The following is a 15462-nucleotide window of genomic DNA, read 5'->3' as shown; positions in this document are numbered from 1 at the left end:
AAAAACGCCCAATTCGGGCTGGGAGGCAAGATAGGTGCCGAGTGGCGGTGGTATGGCGAAAAGATATCGACCAAACACAGGAGATCCAATGTGGGAGGGGGCTTGCCCCCGATAGCGGTGTATAAGCCACCTAGGTGTCAGCTGACCCACCGTAATCGGGGGCAAGCCCCCTCCCACACTGTTTAACGGTGATGCTGGGGATCAAACCAGAATCGAAGTGCCGGTCATTTCCTTCGGCTTCTCCAGCCCCATCAGCATCAACATGGTCGGCGCCACATCGGCCAGCACGCCGCCGTGCCGCACTTTGAAGTCGCGCTTGCCGACATAAATGAACGGCACGGGCTCGGTGGTGTGCGCGGTGTGGGCCTGGCCGGTGGATTCATCCGACATCTGCTCGCAGTTACCGTGGTCAGCGGTGATCAGCGCTTCGCCGCCGACTTTGTCCAGGGCGTCGACGATGCGGCCGACGCACAGGTCCAGGCATTCCACGGCTTTTACGGCCGCTTCCAGGTTGCCGCTGTGGCCAACCATGTCGCCGTTGGCGTAGTTGACCACGATCACGTCGTAACGCTGGTGTTCGATGGCATCGACGATCTTGTCGGTCACTTCCGGCGCGCTCATTTCCGGCTGCAGGTCGTAGGTGGCGACTTTTGGCGATGGAATGAGGATGCGTTCTTCGCCCGGGAACGGTTCTTCACGCCCGCCGGAGAAGAAGAAGGTGACGTGAGCGTATTTTTCGGTTTCGGCGATGCGCAGCTGGGTCTTGCCGTTCTTGGCCAGGTAATCGCCCAGCACGTTTTCCAGGCTGCCCGGCGCGAACGCTGACGGGGCCGGGATGTTGGCGGCGTATTGGGTGAGCATCACGAACTCGGCCTTTGGCTGACGTGCGCGCTCGAAGTCCTTGAAGCCGGCATCGACGAATACGTGGCTCAGCTCACGGGCACGGTCGGCGCGGAAGTTCATGAATACCACGGCGTCGCCGTCTTCGACTTTCACGGGCTCGCCGATGGTGGTGGCTTTGACGAATTCATCGCTCTCGCCTCGGGCGTAGGCGGCTTGCAAGCCTTCCTGGGCGGTAGCCGCGTTGAATTCGGCCTGGCCGTCGACGATCAGATTGTAGGCCTGGGCCACGCGGTCCCAGCGGTTATCGCGGTCCATGGCAAAGTAACGGCCGACCAGGCTGGCGATGCGGCCTTTGCCGAGGGCGGCGAAGGTGGCGTCGAGCAGTTCAATGGACGACTGGGCGCTTTTTGGCGGGGTGTCGCGGCCGTCGAGGAAAGCGTGCAGGTAAATTTTGTCGGCGCCGCGCTTGAACGCCAGCTCGGCCATGGCGACCAGGTGGTCCTGGTGGCTGTGTACACCGCCGTCGGACAGCAGGCCCATGAAGTGCACGGCCTTGCCGGCCGCAACTGCTTTATCCACCGCCGCGCAAATGGCCGGGTTCTCGAAGAACTCGCCGTCACGGATCGATTTGGTCACGCGTGTGAAGTCTTGGTATACCACTCGTCCGGCGCCGAGGTTCATGTGGCCGACTTCCGAGTTGCCCATCTGGCCGTCCGGCAGGCCTACGTCCATACCGGAACCGGAGATCAATCCGTTGGGTACTGTGGCGGTCAGGCGGTCGAGTACCGGCTTCTTGGCCGAGTACACGGCGTTGTCGTGGTGGCTTTCACTGTGTCCGAAGCCATCGAGAATTATCAGGACCAAAGGTTTAGGCGTAGTAGTCATAGATCCTCTCGCGGCGGTAATAAAGGAAGGCAATCTAAAAGGGAGTAGCAGTTTAAAGCGAAGTTCCGACCACGTCACCGCTTTACGGGGGTTGGCCCCCCCTGACGGCTGTGTATACTTACCGCCATTTTAACGCCCTGGAACCTCCTTGATGGTTGATCACCTGATTGCATTTGCCACTGCCCACTACCTGCTCGCGGGTGCCTTCGTCATCCTGCTGGCGCTGCTGATCGCTCATGAAATGAGCCGCGGTGGCCGCAGCCTGAGCACGTCGGAGCTGACCGCGCTGGTCAACAAGGATGAGGCCGTTGTCGTGGATATTCGCCCGGCCAAGGATTTTGCCGCCGGCCATATCGTCGGCGCCCTGAACATTCCGCAGGACAAGCTGATCGCACGCTTGCCCGAGCTGGAAAAATACAAAGCCAAGACCATCATTCTGGTCGACGCCCAAGGCCAGCACGCCGGCACCCACGCCCGCGAGATGCTCAAGACCGGTTTCACCGCCGCCAAACTGTCCGGCGGTATCGGCAGCTGGAAGGCCGATAACCTGCCGCTGGTGAAGTGATATGAGCCAGGTTGTCGTTTATTCCAGCGATTATTGCCCTTACTGCATGCGAGCCAAGGCTCTGCTGGAGAAAAAGGGCGTTGCCTTCGAAGAGATCAAGGTCGATGGCAAGCCCCAGGTGCGCGCCGAGATGACCAAGAAAGCGGGACGCACGTCCGTGCCGCAGATCTGGATCGGCGACAAGCATGTCGGTGGTTGCGATGACCTGTTCGCCCTGGAGCGCGCCGGTAAGCTTGATGCGCTGCTGCTCGTCTGACTCCTAACCCCTAAAAGACCCCAAGATCAAGAAGGATCTGCGATGACTGACCAACAGAACACCGAAGCAGCGCAAGACCAAGGCCCACAATTCTCGCTGCAGCGGATCTACGTGCGTGACCTGTCGTTCGAAGCGCCGAAAAGCCCGGCTATCTTCCGCCAGGAATGGACCCCAAGCGTTGCGCTGGACCTGAACACCCGTCAAAAGGCACTGGAAGGCGACTTCCACGAAGTCGTGCTGACCCTGTCGGTCACCGTCAAAAACGGCGAAGAAGTGGCCTTCATCGCTGAAGTGCAACAGGCCGGCATCTTCCTGATCCAGGGCCTGGATGAGGCTTCGATGAGCCACACCCTGGGCGCGTTCTGCCCGAACATTCTGTTCCCGTATGCCCGTGAGACCCTGGACAGCCTGGTCACCCGTGGCTCGTTCCCGGCGCTGATGCTGGCTCCGGTGAACTTCGATGCCTTGTACGCGCAAGAGCTGCAGCGCATGCAAACAGAAGGTTCGTCGACCGTTCAGTAATGGGCCCGACGCAGTACCCAATGTGGGAGGGGGCTTGCCCCCGATAGCGGTGGATCAGTCACATAGTTGTCGACTGACACTCTGCCATCGGGGGCAAGCCCCCTCCCACATTTTGTTTTGTGTGTTATTTAAAACCGAGTTGGCGCCAGCCTTCGTACACAGCGACGGCCACGGTGTTGGACAGGTTCAAGCTGCGGCAGCCCTCACGCATCGGCAAGCGCAGGCGATGGCCGTCGGGCAGGGCGTCGAGCACCTCGGCCGGCAGGCCACGGCTTTCCGGGCCGAACAGGAAGGCGTCGCCTTCGGCAAAGCTGGCGTCATGAAACGGCCGCGAACCCTTGGTGGTGAACGCGAACAGCCGCGGGTGGCCCAGGCTTTCCAGGCAACTGGCCAGGTCCGCATGGCGCTTGAGCGTGGCGTACTCGTGGTAGTCCAGCCCGGCGCGGCGCAGGCGCTTGTCGTCCATGTCGAAGCCCAGAGGCTCGATCAAATGCAGGTGGCAGCCACTGTTGGCGCACAGCCTGATAACGTTGCCGGTATTCGGCGGAATTTCTGGTTGAAAAAGGATGACGTGAAACATGCACGGCTCCGAAGGCAAAGATGCGCTGCATTCTACCCCCGAAGACGACCCAAGACCGAAGCTATTGCCCAGGGTTTTGGGCTCATTGGCGATTGTGGGGTTGATGATCGGCCTGATGATCGGCCGCCTCACCACGCCGGACCCGGTCGAGCTGCAACACGTCGAGACCGCGGCGGACGGCCTGATGGTGTGGTTCAACAGTGAACCCAAGCTGCACGGCGAACATATCGACGGCACCGTGGCGCTGCTGTTTGACGCACTGGGCAAAGCCGCCAGCGGGCAACTCAAGGTCAATGACAAGGACGTGAACTGGCGCATCCGCAAGACTGATGGCGGCCTGCTGCTGAACCTGGTGGCGGCTCGGCCGTTGCGCGGGGAGTGGAAGGGAGAGAAGGCCGATGGCCGTTGGCGGTTGCAGATCCATCTGCGCGAGGAATAAAAGAGGGAATCCCCGGCCTGCCTGTACCAAGGTTCCCAAAACGGGGTGAAGCCAACGGCTTCGGTATTAAAGAGGGAATCCCCGGCCTGCCTGTACCGAGGTTCCCGAAACGGGTGTGGGGCGCGACGCTATCCGCATCAAGCACCCCGGGTGTAAAGAGGGGATTCTCGGCCTGCCTGTACCAAGGTCCCCGAAACTGGGTAGTACAAGGGTTATTGCAGGGCGCGTGCCAGAACTTGCAATGGGTGCCAAAAAAAATTGCCAGAAAGCGCAAAGCCCCGAAATACGGGGCTTTGGCGTTTTCGATGTGCAAGATTTTTTCAACGAGGTTGAGGTTTCAGGCGTTAGATACGTGCCCGATGCCGGTTCATGGTGCATTGAAGCGGTGCACGGTCACGCAACCTTGTGGCGATCCAAACGTGCAGACAATCAAAATGTGGGAGGGGGCTTGCCCCCGATAGCAGTGTGTCAGTCAGCGAGTGTGTGGCTGATACACCGTAATCGGGGGCAAGCCCCCTCCCCACATTTGATATTCAGTGGATGAGAAGGCTGTGATCAGCCTTCATCACCCTCATCATCGTCGCCGCCATCCACCTTCATCCCCAGCTCCTTGATCTTGCGCGTCAGGGTATTACGGCCCCAACCCAGCAGCACGGCGGCGTCGCGGCGGCGGCCGGCGGTGTGCTTCAAGGCGGTTTCGATCATGATCCGCTCGAACGCCGGTACGGCGCTGTCGAGCAGGTTCGACTGGCCGCGTGCCAAGGCCTGATCAGCCCACTGGCGCAGCGCCTGTTCCCAGTTGGTCACGGGTGCCGAGTCCTGCGGCAGGCTCAGCAGCTCCGGCGGCAGGTCGCTGATATGCACTTCGCGACCCGATGCCATCACCGTGATCCAGCGGCAGGTGTTTTCCAGCTGACGTACGTTGCCCGGCCATGGCAGGTTTTTCAGGTACTCCTCGGTCTCGCTTTTAAGCAACTTCGGCTCGACGGCCAGCTCTTGAGCGGCGCGGCTGAGGAAGTGGCGAGCCAGCGTCGGAATGTCTTCGCGGCGATCCGACATGCGTGGGATGTGAATGCGGATAACGTTCAGACGGTGGAACAAGTCCTCACGGAATTTGCCCGCGTGCACCAGGGTTTCGAGGTTCTGGTGCGTCGCTGCGATGATGCGCACATCGACCTTGACCGGCGTGTGCCCGCCCACGCGATAGAACTCACCGTCGGCCAATACGCGCAGCAAGCGGGTTTGGGTGTCGGCCGGCATGTCGCCGATTTCATCGAGGAACAACGTGCCGCCGTCCGCCTGTTCAAAGCGCCCACGACGCAGGTTGGCCGCGCCGGTAAACGCGCCTTTTTCATGGCCGAACAGCTCGGACTCCATCAAGTCCTTGGGAATCGCCGCCATGTTCAGCGCGATGAACGGCGAAGCCGCCCGCGGGCTGTGGCGGTGCAACGCATGGGCCACAAGCTCTTTACCGGTGCCAGACTCACCGTTGATCAGCACGGTGATGTTGGAGTGGCTCAAGCGCCCGATGGCGCGAAACACTTCCTGCATCGCCGGCGCTTCACCAATGATTTCCGGGGTGCGAGTCAGGGCCGGTGGGGCTTCCTGGCTCTGCTGTTCTTGGGCGTGCTGGTTGGCGCGCTTGACCAGCGCCACCGCCTCGTCCACGTCGAACGGCTTGGGCAAGTATTCAAACGCGCCGCCCTGGTAGGACGCGACAGCGCTGTCCAGGTCCGAGTGCGCGGTCATGATGATCACCGGCAGGCGCGGGTGCTGCTCGCGGATGCGCGCCAGCAAGTCCAGGCCACTGGCGCCGGGCATGCGGATGTCGGAGATGATCACGTCCGGCTGCTGGCGCGCCAGGCGGCTCATCACCCCGTCGGCGCTGTCGAAGCTCTGGGTGGTCATGCCTTCCTGTTGCAAGGCTTTCTCGAGGACCCAGCGGATAGAACGGTCGTCATCGACGATCCAGACAGTTTCACTACGGCTCATGTCGATGGGGCTCCTTGTTCCAGAGGCAGAAAGATCGAGAAGGTGGTGTGGCCGGGATGGCTCTCACACTCGATCAAACCCTGGTGCTGGCTGATGATGTTCTGGGTAATGGCCAGGCCCAGCCCGGTACCGTCCGGGCGGCCGCTGACCATGGGAAAGAAGATGGTTTCCTGCAGTTCTGCAGGAATGCCCGGGCCGTTGTCGATGATCTCGACCTTGGTGACCAGGCGATGGCGCACATGGCCGATGGTGAACTGGCGCAGGGCACGGGTGCGCAGGCTGATGCGGCCCAGGCGCAGCTCGTTCTGGCTGCTGATGGCCTGCATGGCGTTGCGCACGATATTGAGCACGGCCTGGATCATCTGTTCGCGGTCGATCAACACGTCCGGAATGCTTGGGTCGTAGTCGCGTACCAGGGTGATGCAGCCTTGGCTTTCGGCCTCGACCAACTGGCAAACGCGCTCCAGCACTTCGTGCACGTTGGTCATCGCCAGCGACGGCAATTTGTTGGAGCCGAGCATGCGGTCCACCAGGTTACGCAGGCGGTCGGCTTCTTCGATGATGACGTTGGTGTAGTCCTTGAGGTTCTCGTCCGGCAGCTCGCGGGCCAGCAATTGCGCGGCGCCGCGAATCCCGCCCAGCGGGTTCTTGATCTCATGGGCCAGGCCGCGCACCAGCATCTTGCTGGTTTCCTGCTTGGACAGCTGCGCTTCTTCTTTAGTGATACGCAGCAGGCGATCACGCGGGTGCACTTCGAGCAGCAGCAAGGTGGCGCCGTTGCTCAGGATCGGGGTCACGGCGTAGTCGACGGTCAGGGTCTGGCCGGTGAGGGCGGTGAGCATCGCTTCGCGCTTGGTGAACGGGTGTGCCTGCTCCACCGCCTGGCGCAACGAGCTCAAGGCTTCGGCCGACTCGGTGAACAATTCGCTGATGAACTGCCCATGGCTGCGCTGCCCGCTGATGGCCAGGAGCATCTCCGCCGCCGGGTTCATGTACTCAAGACGCAGGTCGTCATTGAGCAGAATGGTCGCGGTGGTCAGGTTGTCGAGTAACAAACGGTGCAGTGCATCGCTAATGGTCATCAGGACCTCTTTTGGAGCAAGGCGCGGGCTTGAGGCACACGCTGATACAAGGAAAATGCAAAAACCAAACCAAGGCTCCGAAAAGAAGCGTTAAAGCCCTGAAATAGGGGTTTAAGGCGCGAAACTGTGGCGTTCTGCCAGCTCACTCGGGAAGATTCGAACCAAAATGGGCTGTCAGGGTGGGAAGGGTGCGGCGCTATGCACCAATATAGTGCAGTTTTGCGAGGTCTGTTCAGGAAGGTTTTTTAGGCGTGCTTTTACGATTGTTCAGGCAGGGCTTGATGACCTCGCGCAAGCCTTTGCTGTCTTTGGGCAGGATGAACTCGGCGCTCAGTGGCGAATCACCGGGAATCGCGGAGGGAATGGTCATCCTGATGAGCTGGCCACCCATGTCGTCGGTGATCCACTCGCGCAGCTCCTGGCGGTTGGCGGGCATGGTGAGTTTGAACAGCACGCCGTGCTGCTGCGTGGGCTCGGCGCTGTAATAGCCGTTTACGCGGTAAGTGCGGGGTGGGAGCACGCCGGTGGTGAGGCTGAGCGGCCCGGTGGAGCGAGCATCCGGGCCTTCATAAATGCCGGGTTTGAAATGCAACTGGTCGGTGTGGGTGAGCAGCGAGATCATTGGGCGCAAGGGCGCGCTGTAGCAGGCCACATGCAGGATCGCCATGCTGGAATTGCCGTCGTGGGCGGCGGTGCCATTGATGCGGGCATTGATAATCGTGCTTTGCGGGTAAGGCGCCTCTACCGTCCACGCCGTGGGCTCAAGGTCGAGGGGCGTAGGCGGTGTGGGTTTTTGCGCTGCGGCGATTGGGCTGAGCGCGAGCGTTAGTGAACACAGGGTCTTACAGATAAGGTTCATCGCGAAGACATCGGCGAGTGGCGGCAGGACGCTGCATCGTAGGGGGTCGATGGCCTGGGATGTATCAGACATTTCCGCGATTTAACCAAGGTTCGGGAAAGGGCCTTCAATGAAGCAGGCCCTTATCCTTCAAGGCGTGTAGACGCACAATTCGGCTGTGGCGCGGGTCATTGCGATCTGCACCAAGGGATCGTTCAACGGTTGATGCACGGCCAGGGCTACCCAGTGCGGGCACTGCGGGTTGCTGCGCTCGGGGCCGAAGTCGGCTAATTGTTGCAGCATGCGCTTTTGCAGTTGGTCCAGTTGGGGGCGAATCTTGCCGGTCAGGTCCGGGCGCGGCGTATCGGGCGCCTTGCCTTTAAACTGCCAGTCGGACAGTCGGGTGTATTGCACCAGTTTATTCGCCTCTATCTGCGCGGAGAAAAATTGCTCCGCCGCCTCGGGCGAGACTTTGTAGTCGGGGGCCTGGGCTCTCGCGCTGGCGATCACAGCCTGTTCGCGAGGTCGGTCTTCCACGGTCTTGTGGCTGTCCCATTTGCTCAGTGCGACCTGGTCGGCGATGGACAGGCGCTCGGCGATGCTGTTGAGCAGCGGTTCGAGTGTCGGCGGCGCGGCGCTGGCCGTGGCGCTGGCGAACAGCAAGGCAAGTACGAGTCGATGTTTCAAAGGCGATCCCCTGTAGGCACGAGCGTGTTCGAAGGTCGCCAACGATAACGCGTAATTATTGAAGGCGCGCGGCACGCATGAGATTTTTTGCGCCGCCGTTGCCCGGCGGTTATTGGCGCCGGGCGGCATCAATCGGTGTGGGAGAGCGGCATGCCCGGGCTGCCGGCATAAAACACCAGTAATTCCACCGGTGTATCCCCTGTGACGCCTCGATGGACGATGTTGACCATCTCGGCGAGTGTCTGCCCTTGTTTGAAAACCTGAGCGTGACCGCTGTCGCGGCTTTGCACGGTGAGTTCTCCACGGAGTATGTAAGCCGCGTTGGGCATCGGGTGTGTGTGCCAGGCGAGGGTGGTGTGTGGCGCAATCTTGAGCTTCAGCAGCGTCAGCTCCGGGGCGCTTTGGGGGTAGCCGGTATAAGGCGTACCGTCCCAGGATGCGCTGCTTTGCAGCAGAATTTGCCTTTCGATTGGCGCAAGGGCGTTGGGCGGGGTGCCACACCCGTGCAGGAACAGGCAGGCGATGAGCGCGAGCGAGCGGTTGTCCATGATTTGATCCGTTGAGCAGAGTAGTGCTTCAGGCTACGGGCGTGCGGTCGGGATGGATGTCGGGCGCGGCGGTAAGTCTGCGCAGTTATCTGCCTGCGTGATGTAAGAGGTGGGCGTGGCAGGTGCCGCGGCGCTGCCAGAAACACGATGGCCTTGATTGGCATCGACCGCCGCCTTCTGCCGCGCCGCGCGGGTAGCTTCGATATTTTTTCAGGCATAAAAAAAGCCTCCCGAAGGAGGCCTTTTTGTCACGCCGCTTTAAGCGGCGCTACCGGATCAGCAGCTGTAGTACAGCTCGTATTCCAGTGGGTGTACGAAGGTGCGTACTTTGATTTCTTCTTCGCTTTTCAGCTCGATGTAGGCATCGATGAAGTCGTCGCTGAATACGCCGCCTTTGGTCAGGAACGCACGGCCCTTGTCCAGCTCTTCCAGGGCTTCTTTCAGGCTGCCGCACACTTGTGGGATCTCTTTGGCCTCTTCAGGCGGCAGGTCGTACAAGTTTTTGTCGGCGGCGTCGCCAGGGTGGATCTTGTTCTGGATACCGTCCAGGCCGGCCATTACCAGGGCAGCGAAGGCCAGGTACGGGTTGGCTGCCGGATCCGGGAAGCGCGCTTCGATACGGCGAGCGCGAGGGCTGGACACGTAAGGAATACGGATCGAGGCGGAACGGTTACGTGCCGAGTAAGCCAGCATTACCGGTGCTTCGAAACCTGGGACCAGACGCTTGTAGGAGTTGGTCGACGGGTTGGTGAAACCGTTCAGGGCCTTACCGTGCTTGATGATGCCGCCGATGAAGTACAGGGCAGTGTCGGACAGGCCGGCATAACCTTCGCCAGCGAAGGTGTTCTTGCCTTCTTTAGCGATGGACAGGTGAACGTGCATACCCGAACCGTTATCGCCGTACAGCGGCTTAGGCATGAAAGTAGCGGTACGGCCGTAGGCATCAGCCACGTTGTGTACGCAGTACTTGAGGGTCTGAACTTCGTCAGCCTTGGCAACCAGGGTGTTGAACTTCACGCCGATTTCGTTCTGGCCGGCAGTCGCCACTTCGTGGTGGTGAACTTCGATGACCAGGCCCATTTCTTCCATGGCGTTGCACATGGAGGTACGGATTTCGTGGTCGTGGTCGAACGGCGGAACTGGGAAGTAGCCACCTTTGATACCTGGACGGTGGCCTTTGTTGCCGCCTTCGATGTCCTGATCGGACATCCACGAACCTTGTTCGGAGAAGATCTTGAACATGGAGCCGGAGATGTCGGACTTGAACTTGACCGAATCAAAGATGAAGAATTCTGGCTCTGGGCCTACGAATACGGTGTCGCCGATACCGGTCGACTTCAGGTATTCCTCGGCACGCTTGGCGATCGCACGTGGGTCGCGGTCGTAGCCTTGCATGGTCGAAGGCTCGATCACGTCGCAGACGATGATCAGGGTTGGGTCTTCGGTGAACGGGTCGAGAACGGCAGTGCTGTCGTCCGGCATCAGGATCATGTCGGAGGCTTCGATGCCTTTCCAGCCAGCAATGGAGGAACCGTCGAACATTTTGCCTTCTTCGAAGAAAGCATCATCCAGCGCGTCGCGAGCCGGCATGGTCACGTGGTGCTGAGTACCTTTAGTGTCCGTGAAGCGCAGATCAATCCATTTAACGTCATGATCTTTGATGAGTTGAACCGACTTCGACATGGTGTCCTCCGGGTGGCTTCGGGCTGGGGTAGTGGAGTTAGCCCTTAGAATGTGGGTGATGCCGGCGCGAATACTCGACCAAGGCAACCTGCCTCACAAGAGAGCAAATTGCATGCCAGTGCGCCAACATGGCCTTTTTGCCTCAAAATGGCCCCTATAAAGGTGCAATCCGCTGAAGCGGAATAATTAACGCACTGCAATGTAGCGTTAATTTGCGCAAATGACCCGTTTTGGTGCGCGCTGTGTCTGATGCATATTAACTGGTTAAACCTTGAGCGATTTCCGCTATAATCCGCGCCCCCCTTTTTCAGCAGGCCCGGCGCGCGCTGTTTCCATGAAATTAATCGTTAAAGTGTTCCCCGAGATCACCATCAAAAGCCGACCGGTACGGACGCGTTTCATCCGTCAGTTGGCCAAGAACATCCGTGCCGTGCTCCGTGACCTGGACCCGGCTGTGGTGGTGAACGGCGTGTGGGACAACCTCGAGCTGGAAACCCGTGTCACCGACGCCAAAGCCTTGAAGGACATGACTGAGCGCCTGAGCTGCATGCCGGGCATCGCGCATTTCCTGCAGGTGGATGAGTACCCGCTGGGCGACTTCGACGACATCACCGAAAAGTGCAAGCAGCACTACGGTAGCGAGCTTGAGGGCAAGATTTTTTCGGTGCGCTGCAAGCGCGCCGGCAAGCACACCTTCAGCTCCATGGACGTCGAGAAATACGTCGGCAGCAAGCTGCGTCGCGAGTGCGGTGCTGCCGGAATTTCCCTGAAAGCGCCGCAAATTGAAGTGCGCATGGAAATTCGCGACCAACGGTTGTTTGTGATCCACAGCCAGCACAACAGCATCGGCGGCTACCCGCTGGGTGCCCTGGAACAGACCCTGGTATTGATGTCCGGCGGTTTCGATTCCACGGTGGCGGCCTACCAGATCATGCGCCGCGGCCTGATGAGCCACTTCTGCTTCTTTAATCTGGGCGGGCGTGCACACGAATTGGGCGTGATGGAAGTCGCGCACTTTATCTGGAAGAAGTACGGCAGCTCCCAGCGCGTGCTATTCGTAAGCGTGCCGTTTGAGGAAGTGCTGGGCGAAATTCTCGGCAAAGTCGATAACAGTCATATGGGCGTAGTATTGAAGCGTATGATGTTGCGCGCTGCGTCGCGGATTGCCGATCAGTTGCAGATCGACGCGCTGGTGACCGGTGAAGCGATTTCCCAGGTCTCCAGCCAGACGCTGCCGAACCTGTCGCTGATCGACTGCGTGACCGAGAAGCTGGTGCTGCGCCCGCTGATTGCCAGTCACAAGCAGGACATCATCGACCAGGCCGAAGAAATCGGCACGGCGGCGTTTGCCAAACACATGCCTGAATATTGCGGGGTCATCTCGGTGAACCCCAAGACCCACGCCAAGCGCAACCGCGTGGAGTACGAAGAACAACAGTTCGACATGGCGATTCTGGAGCGTGCGCTCGAGAACGCCAAAATGGTCCCGATCGATCGCGTAATCGACGAACTGGGCCAGGATGTGCAAATCGAAGAAGTCAGCGAAGTCCTGGCCGGCCAGATTGTCGTCGATATCCGTCACCCGGATGCCGCCGAAGATGAACCGCTGGAAATCGCTGGCATCGACGTGCAAACGCTGCCGTTCTACGCATTGAACGCGCGTTTCAAGGAACTGGATAACAGCCGTCAGTACCTGCTGTATTGCGACAAAGGCGTGATGAGTCGCCTGCATGCCCACCATTTGCTCAGTGAGGGGCATGCCAATGTGCGCGTTTATCGACCGAGCTAAGAGCCCGGGGCTGTTTGCCTGTGGCCTGCGTCACCGGCCCCCCGACTCTGCCGTCAAGCTGTAACGGCAAGGCCTGACTCTACTGTTAATCGCTGCCACGACCTGTCAGCACACCGAATCCTCTGATCGAGATACACAAGTGATCGAAAATCTACGTAACATCGCCATCATTGCTCACGTTGACCATGGTAAAACCACCCTGGTAGACAAACTCCTGCGTCAATCCGGCACCCTGGAGCGCAACGAGCTCAACGACGAGCGCGTGATGGACTCCAACGACCAGGAAAAAGAGCGCGGTATTACCATCCTGGCTAAAAACACCGCTATCAACTGGAACGGCTACCACATCAACATCGTGGACACCCCGGGCCACGCCGACTTCGGCGGCGAAGTTGAACGTGTAATGTCGATGGTTGACTCCGTTCTGCTGCTGGTTGACGCTCAAGACGGCCCTATGCCGCAAACCCGTTTCGTGACCAAGAAGGCGTTCGAAGCCGGCCTGCGTCCGATCGTGTGCATCAACAAGGTTGACCGTCCAGGCGCGCGTCCGGACTGGGTTCTGGACCAGATCTTCGACCTGTTCGACAACCTGGGTGCTACCGAAGAACAGCTGGACTTCAAAGTCGTCTACGCCTCGGCCCTGAACGGCATTGCCGGTCTGGAACACACCGACATGGCTGAAGACATGACCCCGCTGTACCAGTCGATCGTCGACAACGTACCGGCGCCAAAAGTTGACCGTGAAGGTCCGTTCCAGATGCAAATCTCGGCACTGGACTACAACAGCTTCCTGGGTGTTATCGGTGTTGGCCGTATCGCTCGTGGTAGCGTCAAGCCGAACACCCCGGTTGTCGCCATCGGCGCCGACGGCAAGAAACGCAACGGCCGTATCCTGAAGCTGATGGGTCACCACGGTCTGCACCGTATCGACGTTGAAGAAGCGTTTGCCGGTGACATCGTGTGCGTGAGCGGTATGGACTCGCTGTTCATCTCCGACACCCTGTGCCAGCCGGACAACGTCGAGGCGATGAAGCCTCTGACCGTTGACGAGCCAACCGTTTCCATGACCTTCCAGGTAAACGACTCGCCTTTCTGCGGTAAAGAAGGCAAGTTCGTGACTTCCCGTAACATCAAGGAACGTCTGGACAAAGAGCTGCTGTACAACGTTGCTCTGCGCGTTGAAGAAGGCGACTCGGCTGACAAGTTCAAGGTTTCCGGCCGTGGTGAGCTGCACCTCTCGGTACTGATCGAAACCATGCGTCGCGAAGGCTTCGAAATGGGCGTTGGTCGTCCAGAAGTGATCATCCGTCAGGTTGACGGCGTGAAGCAGGAACCGTTTGAAAACGTCACCATCGACACCCCTGAAGAATCCCAGGGCAAGGTCATGGAAGAGATGGGCCTGCGTAAGGGCGACCTGACCAACATGGTGCCGGATGGCAAAGGCCGTGTGCGTCTGGAATACAACATCCCTGCTCGTGGTCTGATCGGTTTCCGTAACCAGTTCCTGACCCTGACCAACGGTGCTGGCATCCTGACCTCGATCTTCGATCGCTACGACACCATGAAGTCCGGCGACATGTCCGGCCGTCAGAACGGTGTTCTGGTATCGGTAGAAACCGGTAAGGCACTGACCTACTCCCTGGAAACTCTGCAGGCGCGTGGCAAGCTGTTCGTGGAACACGGTCAAGAGATCTACAACGGTCAGATCGTTGGTCTGAACAGCCGTGACAACGACATGGGCGTCAACCCAACCAAAGGCAAGAAGCTCGACAACATGCGTGCTTCGGGTAAAGACGAAACCATCGCTCTGGTTCCACCTGTTCGCTTCACCCTGGAACAGGCCCTGGAATTCATCCAGGACGACGAGCTGTGCGAAGTCACGCCTAAGTCGATCCGCCTGCGTAAGAAGATCCTGGACGAAGGCGAGCGTACCCGCGCTGCCAAGAAAGCCAAGAACTGAGTTAACTCAGGCTGAATGAAAAACGCCCCCGGTCGAAAGGCCGGGGGCGTTTTTTTGTGCCTGCAGAATTTGTGGTGAATATACCGGCCTCATCGGGGGCGAGCCCCCTCCCACACTTGAATGTGCTCACAGATCAAAGGTGGGAGGGGGCTTGCCTCCGATAGGGCCCTCAACAGCCCCACAAAAATCGAATCAGAACTTATCGAGCGTCTTGAACTTCGTCTCGCGCACCACTTCCTTGGGCTTGTACGCGCAATACCCCGGCCGCGGCCCGATTTTCGGGTGGTTGCGGCACGTATCCGGGCGCTTGTCATAAATAGTGCAGAAGCGCGTCTTACGATCCAGGTACAGGCAATCGTTATTGCTCATGCGCTGCAGGGTAAAAATCTCGGATTTGGAATTGAAGCGCTCGACGATGCCTTCTTTCTGCAAGCGCTTGGCGATGTTCTTGGGCGGGTCGCCGCGCTCGAACTCATCGACGATGCCAATGCGGATCAGGTCCTTGATCTTCACCTCAACCGGCAGCGTGCAGCAGCTGGACACGCAGCCACCGCACATGTGGGCGGAATATTTCTGCCAGGTCTCGAGACGGTCGAGTTCCGCAGCGGCGATCAGTTGAGGCTTCATCAGGGTTCCAAGGTGGGGCTATATCCGGGCGCGCGATCATACCGGGATTGATGGTTTTTTGAACAATATTTTGCGGTTTTCAGCCCGAAGGCTACTCACGCACCGATTGGGCACGACCCCTGCATCAATTTTGCGCAACGGTGAATGAGTTAAAAAACTGCCGAAC

The 15462-nt window shown here is 59.3% G+C and carries 15 protein-coding genes; 6 read left to right on the top strand and 9 right to left on the bottom strand.

All coding sequences use genetic code 11. The features are described 5' to 3' along the window. Positions 1-201: 201 nt before the first annotated feature. The gene (gene gpmI, locus AC19YS_RS05160) at positions 202-1728 is read right to left on the bottom strand and encodes a 2,3-bisphosphoglycerate-independent phosphoglycerate mutase (RefSeq protein WP_106577476.1); all 1527 of its coding nucleotides are present in this window, start codon (positions 1726-1728) and stop codon (positions 202-204) included. Positions 1729-1879: 151 nt separating this feature from the next. Between gpmI and AC19YS_RS05155 the strand changes: the two genes are divergently transcribed. Genes AC19YS_RS05155 through secB form a run of 3 tightly spaced genes read left to right on the top strand, consistent with a single transcriptional unit; the run spans position 1880 to position 3071 of the window. Beyond that, a complete protein-coding gene (locus AC19YS_RS05155; protein ID WP_078740246.1) occupies positions 1880-2293 on the top strand; it encodes a rhodanese-like domain-containing protein in 414 nt (137 codons plus the stop codon). A 1-nt stretch (position 2294) separates the two neighbouring features. Beyond that, a complete protein-coding gene (grxC, locus tag AC19YS_RS05150; protein WP_053253893.1) occupies positions 2295-2549 on the top strand; it encodes a glutaredoxin 3 in 255 nt (84 codons plus the stop codon). Positions 2550-2591: 42 nt separating this feature from the next. Next, positions 2592-3071, top strand: a complete 480-nt coding sequence (gene secB / locus AC19YS_RS05145; RefSeq protein WP_106577478.1) for a protein-export chaperone SecB — start codon at positions 2592-2594, stop codon at positions 3069-3071. Positions 3072-3195: 124 nt separating this feature from the next. On the opposite strand, the gene AC19YS_RS05140 is transcribed toward secB, so the two are convergent. Further along, positions 3196-3651: a tRNA (cytidine(34)-2'-O)-methyltransferase gene (locus tag AC19YS_RS05140; protein WP_003171120.1), complete on the bottom strand. Its 456-nt coding sequence runs from the start codon at positions 3649-3651 to the stop codon at positions 3196-3198. On the opposite strand from AC19YS_RS05140, the gene AC19YS_RS05135 reads away from it, so the two are divergent. Next, complete coding sequence (locus tag AC19YS_RS05135; RefSeq protein WP_200624279.1) at positions 3650-4090, top strand: hypothetical protein; 441 nt, start codon at positions 3650-3652, stop codon at positions 4088-4090. The two genes, AC19YS_RS05140 and AC19YS_RS05135, sit on opposite strands and share 2 nt — an antisense overlap. 555 nt (positions 4091-4645) lie before the next feature. On the opposite strand, the gene ntrC is transcribed toward AC19YS_RS05135, so the two are convergent. The 6 genes from ntrC to glnA all read right to left on the bottom strand — a co-directional run bounded on the left by ntrC (position 4646) and on the right by glnA (position 10920). Continuing rightward, on the bottom strand, positions 4646-6082 hold the full coding sequence (gene ntrC / locus AC19YS_RS05130) for a nitrogen regulation protein NR(I) (RefSeq protein WP_016979129.1): 1437 nt from the start codon (positions 6080-6082) through the stop codon (positions 4646-4648). After that, a complete protein-coding gene (gene glnL, locus AC19YS_RS05125) occupies positions 6079-7164 on the bottom strand; it encodes a nitrogen regulation protein NR(II) (protein ID WP_016979130.1) in 1086 nt (361 codons plus the stop codon). The genes ntrC and glnL overlap by 4 nt, the downstream gene beginning before the upstream one ends. Before the next feature lie 232 nt (positions 7165-7396). Next, the gene (locus AC19YS_RS05120) at positions 7397-8023 is read right to left on the bottom strand and encodes a hypothetical protein (RefSeq protein WP_169368016.1); all 627 of its coding nucleotides are present in this window, start codon (positions 8021-8023) and stop codon (positions 7397-7399) included. 129 nt (positions 8024-8152) lie between these two features. Continuing rightward, positions 8153-8689, bottom strand: a complete 537-nt coding sequence (locus AC19YS_RS05115) for a chorismate mutase (protein WP_200624280.1) — start codon at positions 8687-8689, stop codon at positions 8153-8155. A gap of 128 nt (positions 8690-8817) precedes the next feature. Then, positions 8818-9237, bottom strand: a complete 420-nt coding sequence (locus tag AC19YS_RS05110) for a cupin domain-containing protein (RefSeq protein WP_119738108.1) — start codon at positions 9235-9237, stop codon at positions 8818-8820. Positions 9238-9513: 276 nt separating this feature from the next. Beyond that, entirely contained in the window at positions 9514-10920 is a 1407-nt protein-coding gene (gene glnA / locus AC19YS_RS05105; protein WP_034117297.1) for a glutamate--ammonia ligase, read from the bottom strand. Between the two features lie 334 nt (positions 10921-11254). On the opposite strand from glnA, the gene thiI reads away from it, so the two are divergent. Both thiI and typA read left to right on the top strand, forming a co-directional pair. Then, complete coding sequence (gene thiI / locus AC19YS_RS05100) at positions 11255-12709, top strand: tRNA uracil 4-sulfurtransferase ThiI (RefSeq protein ID WP_106577484.1); 1455 nt, start codon at positions 11255-11257, stop codon at positions 12707-12709. Between the two features lie 139 nt (positions 12710-12848). Continuing rightward, positions 12849-14669 carry a translational GTPase TypA gene (gene typA / locus AC19YS_RS05095; RefSeq protein WP_003217997.1) on the top strand — a complete coding sequence of 607 codons (1821 nt, stop codon included), beginning with the start codon at positions 12849-12851 and terminating at the stop codon, positions 14667-14669. Positions 14670-14861: 192 nt separating this feature from the next. Here typA and AC19YS_RS05090 read toward each other — a convergent pair whose 3' ends face one another. Then, positions 14862-15296 carry a YkgJ family cysteine cluster protein gene (locus tag AC19YS_RS05090; protein ID WP_017529542.1) on the bottom strand — a complete coding sequence of 145 codons (435 nt, stop codon included), beginning with the start codon at positions 15294-15296 and terminating at the stop codon, positions 14862-14864. Between the last annotated feature and the right edge of the window lie 166 nt (positions 15297-15462).

It is taken from the genome of Pseudomonas sp. MF08831 (assembly GCF_059862645.1).
This window is presented reverse-complemented; position numbering and strand designations above follow the sequence as displayed.

What these genes read in the sequence shown, in the direction of transcription:
- gpmI (WP_106577476.1), bottom strand. Translation starts at nt 1,728, where the DNA reads ATGACTACTACGCCTAAACCTTTGGTCCTGATAATTCTCGATGGCTTC.
- AC19YS_RS05090 (WP_017529542.1), bottom strand. Translation starts at nt 15,296, where the DNA reads ATGAAGCCTCAACTGATCGCCGCTGCGGAACTCGACCGTCTCGAGACC.
- glnL (WP_016979130.1), bottom strand. Translation starts at nt 7,164, where the DNA reads ATGACCATTAGCGATGCACTGCACCGTTTGTTACTCGACAACCTGACC.
- AC19YS_RS05110 (WP_119738108.1), bottom strand. Translation starts at nt 9,237, where the DNA reads ATGGACAACCGCTCGCTCGCGCTCATCGCCTGCCTGTTCCTGCACGGG.
- ntrC (WP_016979129.1), bottom strand. Translation starts at nt 6,082, where the DNA reads ATGAGCCGTAGTGAAACTGTCTGGATCGTCGATGACGACCGTTCTATC.
- AC19YS_RS05140 (WP_003171120.1), bottom strand. Translation starts at nt 3,651, where the DNA reads ATGTTTCACGTCATCCTTTTTCAACCAGAAATTCCGCCGAATACCGGC.
- glnA (WP_034117297.1), bottom strand. Translation starts at nt 10,920, where the DNA reads ATGTCGAAGTCGGTTCAACTCATCAAAGATCATGACGTTAAATGGATT.
- secB (WP_106577478.1), top strand. Translation starts at nt 2,592, where the DNA reads ATGACTGACCAACAGAACACCGAAGCAGCGCAAGACCAAGGCCCACAA.
- AC19YS_RS05155 (WP_078740246.1), top strand. Translation starts at nt 1,880, where the DNA reads ATGGTTGATCACCTGATTGCATTTGCCACTGCCCACTACCTGCTCGCG.
- thiI (WP_106577484.1), top strand. Translation starts at nt 11,255, where the DNA reads ATGAAATTAATCGTTAAAGTGTTCCCCGAGATCACCATCAAAAGCCGA.
- grxC (WP_053253893.1), top strand. Translation starts at nt 2,295, where the DNA reads ATGAGCCAGGTTGTCGTTTATTCCAGCGATTATTGCCCTTACTGCATG.
- AC19YS_RS05120 (WP_169368016.1), bottom strand. Translation starts at nt 8,023, where the DNA reads ATGAACCTTATCTGTAAGACCCTGTGTTCACTAACGCTCGCGCTCAGC.
- AC19YS_RS05135 (WP_200624279.1), top strand. Translation starts at nt 3,650, where the DNA reads ATGCACGGCTCCGAAGGCAAAGATGCGCTGCATTCTACCCCCGAAGAC.